Below are 14464 nucleotides of genomic sequence, written 5' to 3'. Positions count from 1 at the left end.
TTAGTACAAATTATATTTAACTTAAAGGGCTCTGCTTTTTAGCAGAGCCTACTTAATTTCTAGTATATTTTAGGGAGGAATAATAATGCCCAGGGAAGATAATTATATTTTAGATATGCAGAATATAACTAAAATATTTCCAGGTGTAAAAGCAAATGATAATGTTAACTTATCAATAAAAAAGGGAGAAATTCATGCCCTTGTTGGTGAAAATGGTGCAGGTAAAACAACTTTAATGAATATTTTATATGGCCTTTATGAACCCGATGGAGGTCAGGTTTTTTATGAGGGAAATAAAATTAATTTAGATGGTCCTCAGGATGCAATTGAGTTAGGGATTGGAATGGTTCACCAGCACTTTATGTTAGTGGACCCATTGACTGTAACCGAAAACATTGTGCTTGGTAATGAACCGCGCAGTGGTTTGATGTTAGATCAGAAAACTGCCAAAAGAGAAGTTAAGGAAATTTCTGATAAATATGGGCTTTTTGTAGATCCGGATGCCAAAATACAGGATATTTCTGTTGGAATGCAGCAGAGAGTTGAAATTATAAAAACTCTTTATCGTGGCGCTGAATTATTGATTTTTGATGAGCCAACAGCTGTTTTAACTCCTCAAGAAATTGACGAATTATTTGAAATTTTTAGATCTTTAAAAGAACAGGGTAAAACTATTATTTTTATTACTCATAAATTAAAAGAGGTTAAAACTATTTCTGATCGAATAACTGTTTTAAGAAATGGAAAAAGTATTGATACTGTAAATACAGCCGATGTAACAAAAGAAGATGTTGCCGAACTGATGGTAGGGCGGCAGGTTCTACTGGAGGTTGAAAAAACCGAGGCAAAACCAGGAGCAGAAATCTTTAGTGTAGATAATTTAAACGTAAAGGATAATAGAGATATTCCAGCAGTTAAGAATATTTCTTTATCGGTTCGCAAAGGTGAAATTCTGGGAATTGCTGGTGTAGAAGGTAATGGACAGTCCGAATTAGTTGAAGCCATAACAGGGCTGCGTAATGTTGAAAGTGGTAAAGTTAATCTTCGCGGTAAAGATATTAGTAAATACAATGCCAGGCAGATTAAGCGCGAAAAGGTAGCTCATATACCGGAAGATAGACAAAAACGTGGTTTAATTATGGATTTTGATTTAAAAGAGAATATTATTCTGGGCTATCATGATTTGGAGCCTTTTTCTAAAAACGGAATTATGCAGTATGATAATGTTGCCAAATATACACAGGATTTGATTGATAAATATGATGTTCGTGGTGGAGGTATGGAGGCACAGGCTAAAAATTTATCAGGGGGTAATCAGCAGAAATTAATTGTTGCTCGAGAGTTTTCTCATGACCCTGAATTTTTAATTGCTTCTCAACCTACTCGAGGAGTCGATGTTGGTTCAATTGAATTTATCCATAAACAAATTATAGATAGACGCGATAATGGTGCAGGTGTTTTATTAGTTTCTGCCGAATTAAGTGAGGTATTATCTTTAAGTGATAGAATTGCAGTTATTTTTGAAGGAGAAATTGTTGATGTGTTAAAGGCTTCAGAAACAGACGAAAGAGAACTTGGTAAATTAATGACCGGTTCTAAATCTGAAGCAGGAGGTGAGAGCAATGAATAATTATTCAGATAAAATAAAATCTATTTTAACTGATTTAGGTTTATCCTTATTATCAATCGTAGTGGCATTAATTGTAGGTACTTTATTTATTTTTCTAACAGATAAATCTCCTCTGGACGCCTATTCTGCTCTTTACATAGGGGCTTTTGGTAATTTTAGTGCAATTGCAAATACTCTATGGCGCTCAACTCCATTAATTTTAACCGGACTGGCTGTTGCGCTTCCTTTTCGAGCTGGTCTGTTTAATATTGGTGCAGAAGGGCAGCTTTTAATGGGAGGATTTACTGCAGGAGTTGTTGGTTTTTATTTTACTTCTTTACCTGCATTTATTCACCTTCCTTTTGCTATTATAGCAGGTATGTTTGTTGGCGGACTCTGGGGAGGTTTACCCGGATTTTTAAAAGCAAAAATGGATGTTCACGAGGTTATTGCAACAATTATGTTAAATCATATTGCCATTGCTTTAACTATTAATTATGGAATAAATATTTTTAGAGATACAGGTCGGCCTGCTACTCCAAGAATTATGGATTCAGCAGCTATGTTTAATTTCAAAAATATTATGGATCATCCCTTTCTTTCTAAGCTTCCGTTTGCAGAATTATTTGCTCATCCTGCAATCAGGCTTCATATTAACTTTTTTCTTGCTCTAGCAGCAGCTGTTGTTTTATGGTATTTATTATTTAAAACAACACTTGGCTACGAAATGAGAGCTGTTGGTTTTAATCCGGATGGTGCAGAATATGGTGGTATTAATGCCAGTAAAGGTATTATAACTGCTATGTTTATTAGTGGTGCTGTAGCTGGACTGGCTGGAGTCGGAGAAGTTCTGGGTACTCACTTTAGCTTTATGCAGGGTATGGATGCCGGTTATGGTTTTACAGGAATAGCTGTTGCCTTAATAGGTCAAACTCATCCAATTGGAGTTATTCTGGGTGGTATTTTATTTGGAGCTTTAGCACAGGGTGGTCTGGAAATGCAGTTTTCAGGTATTCCTTCTGAAATTGTAATGTTAATACAGGCTTTAGTAATCTTCTTTGTTGCAGCCCTCCAGGTCTTTAAAGTATATCTTGCTAAAAGAAAAGCAAAAGGAGGGGTTGAATAATGGATACTTTAAAACAAATTTTCTCTTTGTCGTTATTTTTGGCCAGCTTTCGTTTTGCTACTCCGTTAATTCTGGCTGCTTTAGGAGGAATTTTTTCTGAGAGATCAGGAGTTGTAAATATTGCTCTGGAAGGAATGATTTTAATCGGTGCTTTTGCTGCTGTTTACGGTAGTGCAAGTACAGGAAATCCCTGGATTGGTGTGCTTTATTCTATGATTGCTGGTTTAGTTTTTGCAGCTATTTTGGCTCTTGTTTGTGTAACTTTTAAAGCTAATCAGATAGTTGTGGGAACTGGTATTAATATTTTTGCCTCTGGTATTACTATTTTCTTACTTCAGGTATTATTTGGAGTAAAAGGAACTTCACCAATGGTTGGAAGATTGCCAGCATATAGATTTTTTGGAGTTCGTTTTAATCCAATAACTTATATTGCACTGATCTTAGTACCTGTAGTCTGGTTTATTTTCTTCAAGACTCACTGGGGTCTGAGGATTCGTTCAATTGGTGAACACCCGGCAGCTGCGGATACCCTGGGGATTAGTGTTAATAAATGGAGATTTATTAGTGTTCTAATCAGTGGTGTTTTAGCCGGTTTGGCTGGTGCTCATCTTTCCATAGGAGATGGTAGTGCTTTTGTTAGAGAAATGTCTGCAGGACGTGGTTTTATTGCTCTGGCGGCTATGATCTTTGGTAAATGGCATCCCTTTGGTGCTTTTGGTGCGGCAATGTTATTTGGTTTTGCCGAAGCAATTGCGGTTAGAGTCGATTTTGCTTTTATACCTTCGGAATTAATCAGTGCAATTCCTTATGTACTTACTTTAGTTGTACTGGCTGGATTTTTTGGTAAATCTATACCACCAGCAGCTTCTGGAGAACCATATTATAAAGGTGAAAAATAGAAATTATTTAATATAATAGATTACTAATTAAGGACAGCATTTTTGCTGTCCTTAATTTTATTTTCTATGTAAAATTTTATTTATTTCCTCTCAAAAATAAAAAATAAGCTTAAAAAGATTAAATTAATTACTAAAGTATGTTATAATAATAAATAGTGTAAATTTATTTTGAATTTCAAAAAAATTTATTAATAAATTATTAACTGCTGTTAATAGTAATTAGTGCGTAAGGAGGACAATAAATTGGAAGAAATGGAACTTGAACTTGGCACTTTATTAAAAAAAGCCAGACAGGAAAAAGGATTAAGCCTGGATGATATTCAGGAAGAAACAAAGATTAGAAAAAAATATCTTGAAGCTATTGAAGAAAATAATTTTGATGTACTTCCCGGAAATGTTTATTTAAAAGTTTTTATTAAAGGTTATGCAAGAGAAGTAGGTATTAATTATCAGGCACTACTTGAAAATTACAAGATTTTGAATATTAAAGAAGAAAAAGAAAGCAATTTACAAAAAGATTATTTGAATGGGACTAAGGTTTCTACAGCCAATAAAAATAAAAACCGTAAGAATCCAGTAAAAATCATTTTTATTATATTATTAATATTATTTTTAGGAGCTGCTGCAGTTTATACCTATCAGTATGTAAATAATTCTGAGATTCGCTTATTAAATCAAAAGAATAATAGTCAAGAAAATATAAATGAAGAATCTGAACTTTTAGAAGTTCAAAATAATAATGATTCAGCTTCAGCAGCAGAGGAAGTTAAAAATAAAGACCAGGAGACAACAGGTGAAAATTCAGTAGCCGATCAAAATTCTGAACTTAATGTACTTAATAATGATAATTCTCCTGCTGATGATTTAACAGCTGAAATTTTTGATTCAATGGATTCTGATGTGCTTACGGAGGAAAATACTGAAATAATAGATCAGAATAGTTTTCAAGAACTGGATGGTTTGAATTCTCAGGAGCAGAGCCAAATTAACAAAATAATCGTTTCTGAAGATGCTGAAACACAAGAAACTGATTCAGCAGAAATGAAAACATCAGAAACACAGCCTGAGTTGGAGTCAGATACTCAGATTGATAATAATCAGAGTAAGATAGAAATTACAGCAGAGGAAACTGCAAGCAGTTCTGTTGAGGATGAGGCTGATCCGGACTTTGATAATACACTTTTATTTTTAGCTTCTGATACAGTCTGGGTTACAGTTGATCTGGATGGAAGCAATGTATTTAGCGGTATTTTAGAAGCAGGTGATCAGCGTCAATTTGAAATAGATGAGAGACTTTATATAAAAATAGGGAATGGAAAAGCAATAACAGCTGAGATAAATGGAGAAGCTTACGGTCCCTGGGCTGGAAGTGGTGAAATAGCAGAGGTAGAGTTTGTTAATGAGGGAGAAGATATAGTAATAAATAATTTGCGTGATTAATTTTATCCTGTTCTTTAAAAGATAAAAAATAATAGAACATAAAAAAACACCCGTTATTACGGGTGTTTTAAATATTCAAATGGTGGAGGGGAAAGGATTTGAACCTTTGTAGGCATCGCCGGCAGATTTACAGTCTGCTCCCTTTAACCACTCGGGCACCCCTCCAGGTTGGAAGTTAGAAGTTGGACAAGATAAGAAATAAAATATAATTTCCCAAAATACTTCTAACTAATTTAATATTAAAATTTAGAAAGTCAGAGATAGAATTAATCTTACTTCAGACTTCTGACATCTTAGATCTTAAAATGGTACCCTCAAGGGGATTCGAACCCCTGCCGCCAGGATGAAAACCTGGTGTCCTGGACCCCTAGACGATGAGGGCAGATAGCTTTTTCACAAGCACAATTAATAGTATATAGTAACTTTAGCAGTTGGTCAATTTAATTTGATAGTGATTATTTACTTTGATATTAAATTAAGTAGTTAATACTATTTTTTTTAAGTATTTTCTTAACTTTAAAGCTTAAAACAAAAATTTAGGAAAGAGTGATTTTATGTCAGTTAATTTATTTAATGCAGTCGAATTTTCGCATTTATTATTAAAAAAGACACTTAAACCTGGTGATAAAGCTCTTGATGCTACAGCAGGTAATGGATACGATACGAAATTTTTAGCTGAGCTTGTTGGTGCGGAAGGTAAAGTTTTCTCTTTTGATATCCAAAAAGAAGCTGTTAATAACACCCAGAAACTGCTGCAGACAGCTGATTTAGAAAAAAATGTTAAAATAATCAAAGCCAGTCACGCTGAACTTGACAGTTATTTAGAAGATAAAATTAATGCTGCAATTTTTAATCTGGGTTATTTACCAGGGGGGGATAAAAAAATTATAACTAGAGCTAAAAGCACAGTCAAAGCTCTTAAAAAGACAATTAAATTGATAGAAAATGATGGAATTGTTGTTCTAGTTATTTACAGTGGTCATCCTGGTGGAGATGACGAAAGAGATGCTGTCTTAAAATTTGTATCTGATCTGGATTATAAAAAATATAATGTTTTAAATTATAAATTTTTAAATCAGCCAGGTCCTCCCCCACAGGTAGTAGCAGTAAAAAAAAGGATTTAAAAGCAGGCTAAAACCTGCTTTTAATTTTATATAAACTTTTTAGCCAATTTGGGAATAATTCCTGAATCAGTTTTGTTCATCATCCATTTTTCTGCTACTCTTTTGTTCATTAAGGAAATAGTTGGGAAGGAGTGTTGAGTCATCATAATATCAAACATTGAAATATTATGCTGAATTGCCAAGATCCATTCATGGATCAGTTCACTTGCTGCTTCTCCAACAATTGTGGCTCCAAATATTTTTCCCCTGCTGTTAGTTATAACTTTGACAAATCCTTCTGGTTTACCATCTGCTATTGTCCTTCCATAATCTTCATATCTTTCTTTTACAATCTGATAATTAATACCTTTTTCATTTGCCTCTTTTTCTGTAATTCCAGCCTGAGCAATTTCTGGTTTAGTAAACACTGACCAGGGAACCAGATAATCATCATAATTAAATTGTTTGATTGGAGTCGGGTTAATTGCATTCATTAAAGCCAGCATTCCCTGATGCATGGCAGCATGGGAGAGAAGAGCCTTACCATTACAATCACCAACAGCATATATTCCCTTTATATTAGTTTCTAAACGTTTATTAACCTTAATTCCAGTCTTAGCTGATTCAATACCTGCGTTATCAAGTTTTAACGGTTCTAAAACAGCTTTACGTCCGGTAGCAACTAAAATTTTATCAGATTCGAAGACTCCTACATCTGTATGAGTAATTATTTTTCCGTTTTTTTCTTCTACTTTATTGATTCCTGTGCTATTGTGAACTCCAATACCTTCTTTTTTGAATTTTTCTTCTAGAACTTTTCCGGCTTCTTGATCACCGGTTGGAACCAGGTGATCATCAATTTGAAAGATATTTACCTTAGCTCCAAGACGAGAGAAGGCCTGAGCCATTTCGGATCCAATTGCACCTCCACCAATAATTGTTAGAGTTTCAGGTATATCTTCCTGTTCGAAGATATTTAGATTAGTTAAGCGGGGAACATCTTTAAGACCCGGGATTGGAGGAATCATCGGTTCTGTACCGGTTGCAATAAATATTTTGTCAGCAGTATACTTTTTCCCGGCAACTTCTACTACTTTTTTATCAACAAATTTTGCTTCACCCTGATCAACAATTAATTTTGCTCTATCAAAAGCTTTCATTGTTTTATTACCACTAATTTTTCCAACCTTATTTCTAACTATCTCTAAAGGATTTTCAATTTCAGTTTTTCCAGACAATTTTATTCCGTACTGTCTTAAATTTTCAGCAACTTCGTTAACTTCTCCAGCTTTCAATAAGGCTTTACTTGGTACACAGCCATAATTTAAACATTCTCCCCCAACTTTATGTTTTTCAATTGCTAAAACATCAAGTTCCATATTTGCAGCCATTGCTGTTACTGCCATGCCTGCCGGTCCCATACCGATTACTATTAAATCATGTTTTTCCATTTATAACCACCTCATATTTACTTATATTTAACTTTTGCGATATATATGATAATATATTCTCAAATCAATTTCAAGTTATTTTTTATATTTAGTGTTTAAAAACACAAAATGTATTATAGTTTACATTCTTAAAGCTGAGATATGCAATATTTAGAATATTTTTATTAAATATCCAGCTAAAAATTTTGAAAATCAGGGTATAAGCAAGTATTTTCAAGATAAAATAAATTAAACTAATCTAAAGTAGAATAATTCCAATAATAAGACTTGACCTATACCTCTAACTCTATTATAATAATTATTGCTTGATTGAAAAACGCCTCGATTTAGGGGAGTAGCTCAACTGGCAGAGTAGTGGACTCCAAATCCATTGGTTGCAGGTTCAACTCCTGTCTCCCCTGCCATTTTTCAATTTTATATTATGCTGATGTAGCTCAATTGGTAGAGCAGCTCACTTGTAATGAGCAGGTTACCAGTTCAAGTCTGGTCATCAGCTCCATTTTTAATTTTTAGGGGAGTAGCTCAACTGGCAGAGTAGTGGACTCCAAATCCATTGGTTGCAGGTTCAACTCCTGTCTCCCCTGCCATTTTTCAATTTTATATTATGCTGATGTAGCTCAATTGGTAGAGCAGCTCACTTGTAATGAGCAGGTTACCAGTTCAAGTCTGGTCATCAGCTCCATTGAATTTTAAGGAAGTCGTTAGCGACTTCTTTTTTTTATTATAAAAATATTATTTTCTTTTGTTCTAGGCTACTGGCTTTTAAAATTTGCGGAGCTATACTTTCAATGCTATAATTAATAAAGGATGTGATTAATTTGGCAAATAAATACAGGCAGAATAAGATCAAACAGGAACATACTATAATCGAAGATATATTACCCCTGCTGGAGGATATTGCTCTTTCTAAACTGGTTAAAAGTATTATTCCAGGTAGAATAAATAGAAGAAAGGGTAGTGGAACTCCTGCCTACATTCAGTTGAAATATAATACAAGAAGTGGTATTAAATTAATTGCAAAGAATAGTTCATCTTTGCAGGAGGTTTTTGTAGTAACAGATTATCCAGACAAAACTATGGAATATTTAAAGAAACTTGATTTTATAAAGTAGCTGTTTAGAATTTAATTTGACAAAAGGACTTAATTTATATATAATATCTTTTGTTGGCAACGGGCTATGGCGCAGCTTGGTAGCGCGCTACACTGGGGGTGTAGAGGTCTCCGGTTCAAATCCGGATAGCCCGACCATTTTAGTATTAAAGCCCTTAGGAGGGCTTTTTTGTAGTTATAGAGCCTTAAAATTAGGGATATTATATATTTATTTATTAAATTTGACATTATAAAGGAGTAAAAATGATAAGATATTCTTTAATGACTTTAGGCTGTCCCAAAAACGAAGTTGACAGTCAGCATATGAATGGTTTTTTAAGAGGAGAAGAAGATTTTCAATATACAGATAATTTTGAAGAAGCAGAAGTTATAATTATTAATACCTGTGGCTTTATTCAGGATGCCAAAGAAGAATCCATTGAAACTATTTTGGCTGCTCTTGAATATAAGAAACAATATCAGTGTAAGTCTGTTATAGTAACAGGTTGTTTAACTCAGCGTTATAGTGAGGAGTTAGAAACTGAAATTCCAGAAATTGATGCTGTTTTGGGCACCTCAAACTTTGATAAAATTGCAGAAGTAATACGAGAAAGTCTGGAAGGAAAAGAGACTGGTGGAATTGAAGAAGCTGGATTTGATTATAGTTCTGCTCTGCCCAGAGAATTGGATAACAATGTTTATGCATATTTAAAAATTGCCGAAGGTTGCAATAATAATTGTACTTACTGCAGTATTCCTCAAATTAGAGGAACTGTAAAAAGTAGATCAATTGCTGATATTAAAGCAGAAGCTGAAAAAATTGCCGAATCTGGAATCAAAGAGATAATTATTATTGCTCAGGATACAACTCAATATGGAGTTGATATTTATGGTCGTTCTGCTCTGGCACCACTTTTGAGAAAATTAGCTGAAGTTAAGGGGATTAAATGGATTAGAGTTTTGTATAGTTATCCAGAATTTATTACAGATGAAATAATTGAAGTATTTGCTGAAGAAGAAAAAATTTGCAATTATTTTGATTTGCCAATTCAGCATTCTTCTGCAAAAATAAGAAAGTTAATGAATCGCAGAGGAAATGAAGAAGATATCGCTAATATTATTAATAAGATTAGAAATAAAATTCCTGATGCAAAAATTAGAACATCACTGATTACTGGTTTCCCAGGTGAAAATGAGGAAGACTTTAGAAAGCTGAAAGAATTTGTCAAAAAATCTAAATTTGATAGATTAGGAGTTTTTGAGTTTTCAAGAGAGGAAGGAACTGCGGCCTATAATTTTGATCAGAGAGTTTCGCAAGAACTAAAAGCAGAAAGAAAAGAAGAGATAATGCAGTTACAGCAGGAAATTTCGCTGACTAAAAATAAAGAACTGGTTGGCCGTAAAATTGAGATAATAATTGAAGATCGTGAACAGGAAAATTATCTTGCCAGATCTCGTTATGATTCACCGGAGATTGATAACCAGATTTATATTCCAGTTGAGGAAAATGAACTTGAAATTGGAGAGATCTATCAGGCTGTAATCAAAGAGGCCTTCCATTATGATTTAATAGGAGAGATTGAGGATGAATCTACCAAATAAACTATCAATTTTAAGAATTCTGCTGGTACCGATAATTATTTATCTGCTTTTAATTAATTCTTTATCTAGCACTACTGCGGCCTTGGCTGTATTTATTCTGGCAGCATTAACTGATAAATTTGACGGACATTATGCTAGAAAACATAATTTAATAACTACACTTGGAAAAATTCTGGATCCACTTGCAGATAAATTATTAATTATTGGTGTTTTTACAGCTTTTGTTCAAATTGGAGTTCTTTCTATCTGGCCATTATTGATTATTGTAGCAAGAGAACTGGCAGTTACAGGTTTAAGAGTGGTAGCAGCTGATCAGGGATCGGTAATTCCTGCAAATATCTGGGGTAAAACAAAAACAACAATTCAGATGATAACCGCAATTGCGTTAATTATTAATCCCCAAATTTTTAACTTACCACTAATTTTAACTGAAACTTTAGTCTGGCTGACAGTAATAATAACAATTTATTCAGGATATACTTATTTTGCTGCGGCAGAAGTTGATTACTCGTAAGGGAGGAAAACCATGCTTAAAAAAATAAATCATTTATTAGCAAGTGGATTTTACAGTGGTCATTTGCCTTTGGCTCCAGGAACCTGGGGCTCTCTATTAATGGTTTTGCTTGTTTTTTTCTTTCCAATTCTTAACAACATCTATTTTATATCTGCCCTTGCCATTGGTGGAATTGCTATTGCAAACTTTGAGGAACAGCAGACTGGGATAAAAGATGACAGTAAAATTGTTATTGATGAGATGGCAGGACAGTTATTAGCTTTTTATACTCTAAAAACAAGCATACCGGTTTTAATAGGAGGATTTGCTCTATTTAGATTATTTGATATAACTAAACCCTGGTTGATTGATAAGGTTCAGAGACTACCAGCTGGCTGGGGAGTAATGCTTGATGATATTCTTGCTGGTTTAACTTCATTAGTTATTTTAAAAATAATAATATTATTAATTTGAGAAATTTAATCTGATTTTAATCAAATCGACCTATTTTAGGTCGATTTTCTTATTCTAAAATGATATAATCATATTGAGGTGTTTTTATTGAAGACAGCAATAGTAGCAACAGGTTCGGAATTAATTAATGGACTTGTACAGGATAGCAATTCTAAATTTTTAGCAGAAAATCTTAGTAATTTTGGTTTTGAAATTGAAAATATTTTAATTTGCGGGGATCAAAAAGAAAGTATTAAAAATACTATTTATTATGCTTCTCAAAATGCGGATTTAGTTTTTGTAACAGGAGGTCTCGGGCCTACAGAAGATGATCTAACCAAAGAAGCTTTTGCAGAAGTCCTGAATTTGGAACTAATTTATTCTCAAGAAATAGAAAAAAAATTAAAAACCATATTCTGTAATCATGGTTCAGATATGAGTTCTAATAATTTATCTCAGGCATATATTCCAGAAGGAGCAGAAATTATTAATAATGAGAGAGGAACAGCTCCTGCCCTAAAGTTGGAAAAACAAAATAAGACTTTTTATTTGCTTCCAGGAGTTCCTGCTGAATTAAAATATCTGTTTAAGAATAAGGTTTTAAAGGATTTAAAAAAGATTAGTCAGAATAAAATAATGATTAGAGAATTTAATTTTATTGGTATTGGTGAGTCGACTCTGGCTTCCCAAGTTAAGCAACTTAATTTACCTTCAGAATTGATAATTAGTTATCAGGCTGGTAAAGCGGAGGTTAAATTGAGACTCAAAATTATTCAGAATAACTCTTTAAATATTGAAGATCAAACTGAACTTTTAAATCAGGCTGTGAGAGTTATTAAGTCTGAGTTTAGTGACTATATCTACAGTGAAGATCAGCAGAGTATAACAGAAAAAGTCCATGAATTATTGGTAACTAAAAATGTTCGGGTTGCCACAGCTGAATCTTTTACAGGAGGATTAATTGCAGAAAGATTGACTGAAAAAGCAGGTAGTTCAAATTATTTTTTAGGTTCAATTGTTGCTTATAATAAAAAAATTAAAAATCAGATATTAAATATTAAAACAGAGCTTTTAAACAATTTTGGAACAGTTAGTAAAGAATGTGTTCAGGCTATGGTTGAGAGTGCAGCAGAAATTTTCGGCTCAGATCTTACAGTTGCAACAACAGGAGCTGCTGGGCCTGACAATCACGATGGAAAAAGAGCAGGAACAATGTTTATTGCCATTTTGTATCAGGAACAGCTTAAAATTTTTGAACTTCATAAAAATTATGGCCGAAAATTAAATCGTTATTATACTTCGCAGATCGTTTTATTTGAAATTTATAAATTGATTAAAGAAAGTGAGGAAAAATAAGATGCTAAAAAAATCTCTTTATGTAACATTCATTATTTTTTTAATGTTTTCCGTTTCCAATTCTGTTCTGGCTCAGCAAAATTCCGAAACTACTCAGGTGCATACAGCAGCAGATATTTTTACTGAAGCTCTAAATGATTATAATTCTGGAAACTATGCTCTGGCAGAAGAAAAATTAAATAAGCTTCTTAAAGAAGACCTGGATGAGGGGCTGGAATTTAGTGTTCTCTATTATTCTACCATGACTGCTGTCAATAGATATCAAACTTCTAAGGCAGTCGATTATCTGGAGCAGATGAATAAATTAGGTTTTCAAAGCGGGACTCTCAACTGGAAAATTGCAGAGTTATATTTAAATAAAAATAATCAATTTGATAGTGCAGATTTTAAGGAAGCTTTAAAATATCTAAAAACAGCAGCAGAACTGGGTTTAAAAAGTAATAATTTTAAAAGAGATTTAGCCTATGCATATTTAGAAAGCAGAGAACTTGAAAAAGCAGAAACTATATATCTGGAAATAATTGATTCCGATCCAACTGCAGTCGATTATTTGAATCTTGCTAAAATAAAGGAAAAACAGGATGATTTAAATCAGGCAGTAGAATATTATGAGACTGCTTTAGAATTAAATGGCTCTCAATCCTCACTTTATTTAAATCTGGGAAACTTATATCAAAAGTTAGAAGATTATAATTCAGCTATCTCGATATTTAACCAGGGTATAAAAAATAGAAAAGATTTTGCCCCCTATTATATTGGACTGGGAGAAAGCTATCTTGAACTTGGACAATATACAGAAGCTGAAACAGCACTAAAATCTGCTGTTGAGATTAATAAAAATTCTTACTATGGATACTATTTACTGGCGGAAGTAGCGGAGGCAAACGGAGATTTAAATCAGGCCTTAAATTATTACAGCCAGGCTTTAAAATACAATCCTAATTATGTAGAAGCTTATCTGGGGGAAGGGAAAATCCATCTGGATAGGGAAGAATATTATCGTGCTATTTCTAGATTTTCTCTGGCTGTAGAAAACAATCCTGATTATGCAGCAAGTCGTTATTATCTTGGACGGGCTTATTATGGAGCAGATATGCTTGAAGCTGCAAGGGCTGAATTAAGAAGAGCACTGCATATTAATGATAATTATCAGGAAGCTCGGGAACTGCTGGATAAAATAGAAAGAGAACTTGACATAGACTAAAGGGTGTTAAAATGAGATTATTTATAGGAGCCGACATTAATTCGCGCAGCAAAGAACTAATAGAGAATAGATTATCCAATTTAAAATCTGAATTAGATAATAAAATAAATTGGGTGGAAAAGGATAATTGGCATCTTACCCTTAAATTCCTGGGGGAAAGTACGGTTAAAGAAAAAGATAAACTAATCGATATTTTAAAAGAGACTGATTTTTGTGGAGAAAATAAGTATTTACAATTTTCAAGACTGGATGCATTTCCTGATAAGGATGCGGCAAAAATTATTTATCTCGGACTTTCCAGAGGAAAAAATATACTGATTGATTTGCATCAAAACTTAGAAAATAAGCTTTCTAAAAATGGATTTCAAAAAGATGTGAGGGAATATAAACCTCATCTGACTCTAGGCCGTAATAAGGGTAAACCTTTCAAATTAAAAAAAGAACTGGGACAGCGGTATTTGATAAACATTTATGCCCGTCTGGAAAGTGTAAATCTTTATCAAAGCAAACTAAAAGCGGATGGTCCAGAATACATTAAATTATTTTCCATTAAATAGAAATCAAACCTTGCAATCATTAAACATTTGTTCTATAATATAATTAAAGACAAAAATTGCAGTTAAAATAAATTTGGGGAG

General features: G+C 33.3%; 13 protein-coding genes and 7 tRNA genes. 17 read left to right on the top strand and 3 right to left on the bottom strand.

Going from position 1 to position 14464, the window contains the following annotated elements; translation table 11 throughout:
• Nucleotides 1-85 precede the first annotated feature (85 nt).
• The 4 genes from DFR80_RS08895 to DFR80_RS08880 all read left to right on the top strand — a co-directional run bounded on the left by DFR80_RS08895 (nucleotide 86) and on the right by DFR80_RS08880 (nucleotide 5074).
• Entirely contained in the window at nucleotides 86-1630 is a 1545-nt protein-coding gene (locus DFR80_RS08895; protein ID WP_076543499.1) for an ABC transporter ATP-binding protein, read from the top strand.
• Nucleotides 1623-2735 carry an ABC transporter permease gene (locus DFR80_RS08890; RefSeq protein ID WP_076543498.1) on the top strand — a complete coding sequence of 371 codons (1113 nt, stop codon included), beginning with the start codon at nucleotides 1623-1625 and terminating at the stop codon, nucleotides 2733-2735. The genes DFR80_RS08895 and DFR80_RS08890 overlap by 8 nt, the downstream gene beginning before the upstream one ends.
• Entirely contained in the window at nucleotides 2735-3634 is a 900-nt protein-coding gene (locus tag DFR80_RS08885; protein WP_076543497.1) for an ABC transporter permease, read from the top strand. The genes DFR80_RS08890 and DFR80_RS08885 overlap by 1 nt, the downstream gene beginning before the upstream one ends.
• Nucleotides 3635-3886: 252 nt before the next feature.
• A complete protein-coding gene (locus tag DFR80_RS08880) occupies nucleotides 3887-5074 on the top strand; it encodes a helix-turn-helix domain-containing protein (protein ID WP_233493798.1) in 1188 nt (395 codons plus the stop codon).
• A gap of 80 nt (nucleotides 5075-5154) precedes the next feature.
• Here the strand turns inward: DFR80_RS08880 and DFR80_RS08875 are convergent.
• Together DFR80_RS08875 and DFR80_RS08870 are read right to left on the bottom strand one after the other, a co-directional pair.
• A tRNA-Tyr gene (locus DFR80_RS08875) sits at nucleotides 5155-5239 on the bottom strand.
• Between the two features lie 141 nt (nucleotides 5240-5380).
• Nucleotides 5381-5456 (bottom strand) — tRNA-Glu (locus DFR80_RS08870).
• Between the two features lie 172 nt (nucleotides 5457-5628).
• Here DFR80_RS08870 and DFR80_RS08865 point away from each other — a divergent pair.
• Entirely contained in the window at nucleotides 5629-6198 is a 570-nt protein-coding gene (locus tag DFR80_RS08865) for a class I SAM-dependent methyltransferase (RefSeq protein WP_114489771.1), read from the top strand.
• A gap of 26 nt (nucleotides 6199-6224) precedes the next feature.
• On the opposite strand, the gene DFR80_RS08860 is transcribed toward DFR80_RS08865, so the two are convergent.
• The gene (locus DFR80_RS08860) at nucleotides 6225-7628 is read right to left on the bottom strand and encodes an NAD(P)/FAD-dependent oxidoreductase (protein WP_114489770.1); all 1404 of its coding nucleotides are present in this window, start codon (nucleotides 7626-7628) and stop codon (nucleotides 6225-6227) included.
• Between the two features lie 328 nt (nucleotides 7629-7956).
• Here DFR80_RS08860 and DFR80_RS08855 point away from each other — a divergent pair.
• The 12 genes from DFR80_RS08855 (at nucleotide 7957) to thpR (ending at nucleotide 14383) form a co-directional block, all read left to right on the top strand.
• Nucleotides 7957-8032 (top strand) — tRNA-Trp (locus DFR80_RS08855).
• Between the two features lie 19 nt (nucleotides 8033-8051).
• A tRNA-Thr gene (locus DFR80_RS08850) sits at nucleotides 8052-8127 on the top strand.
• 12 nt (nucleotides 8128-8139) lie between these two features.
• Nucleotides 8140-8215, top strand: a tRNA-Trp gene (locus DFR80_RS08845).
• A 19-nt stretch (nucleotides 8216-8234) separates the two neighbouring features.
• A tRNA-Thr gene (locus DFR80_RS08840) sits at nucleotides 8235-8310 on the top strand.
• 136 nt (nucleotides 8311-8446) lie between these two features.
• On the top strand, nucleotides 8447-8740 hold the full coding sequence (locus DFR80_RS08835; RefSeq protein ID WP_076543493.1) for a DUF2103 domain-containing protein: 294 nt from the start codon (nucleotides 8447-8449) through the stop codon (nucleotides 8738-8740).
• A 60-nt stretch (nucleotides 8741-8800) separates the two neighbouring features.
• Nucleotides 8801-8877, top strand: a tRNA-Pro gene (locus DFR80_RS08830).
• Between the two features lie 105 nt (nucleotides 8878-8982).
• Nucleotides 8983-10320 carry a 30S ribosomal protein S12 methylthiotransferase RimO gene (rimO, locus tag DFR80_RS08825; protein WP_114489769.1) on the top strand — a complete coding sequence of 446 codons (1338 nt, stop codon included), beginning with the start codon at nucleotides 8983-8985 and terminating at the stop codon, nucleotides 10318-10320.
• Complete coding sequence (gene pgsA, locus DFR80_RS08820; protein ID WP_114489768.1) at nucleotides 10304-10834, top strand: CDP-diacylglycerol--glycerol-3-phosphate 3-phosphatidyltransferase; 531 nt, start codon at nucleotides 10304-10306, stop codon at nucleotides 10832-10834. The genes rimO and pgsA overlap by 17 nt, the downstream gene beginning before the upstream one ends.
• A gap of 12 nt (nucleotides 10835-10846) precedes the next feature.
• A complete protein-coding gene (locus tag DFR80_RS08815; RefSeq protein ID WP_114489767.1) occupies nucleotides 10847-11287 on the top strand; it encodes a phosphatidylglycerophosphatase A in 441 nt (146 codons plus the stop codon).
• Nucleotides 11288-11374: 87 nt separating this feature from the next.
• Complete coding sequence (locus tag DFR80_RS08810; protein WP_076543489.1) at nucleotides 11375-12622, top strand: competence/damage-inducible protein A; 1248 nt, start codon at nucleotides 11375-11377, stop codon at nucleotides 12620-12622.
• A gap of 1 nt (nucleotide 12623) precedes the next feature.
• Nucleotides 12624-13826 carry a tetratricopeptide repeat protein gene (locus DFR80_RS08805; protein WP_114489766.1) on the top strand — a complete coding sequence of 401 codons (1203 nt, stop codon included), beginning with the start codon at nucleotides 12624-12626 and terminating at the stop codon, nucleotides 13824-13826.
• An 11-nt stretch (nucleotides 13827-13837) separates the two neighbouring features.
• Nucleotides 13838-14383 carry an RNA 2',3'-cyclic phosphodiesterase gene (gene thpR, locus DFR80_RS08800; RefSeq protein ID WP_114489765.1) on the top strand — a complete coding sequence of 182 codons (546 nt, stop codon included), beginning with the start codon at nucleotides 13838-13840 and terminating at the stop codon, nucleotides 14381-14383.
• Nucleotides 14384-14464: the final 81 nt, after the last annotated feature.

Origin of the sequence: Halanaerobium sp. ST460_2HS_T2, from assembly GCF_003337665.1 — a bacterium.
Classification (GTDB): Bacteria; Bacillota; Halanaerobiia; order Halanaerobiales; family Halanaerobiaceae; genus Halanaerobium; species Halanaerobium kushneri.
The sequence above is the reverse complement of the archived record's forward strand: the minus strand, read 5'-3'. Positions and strand labels throughout refer to the sequence as shown.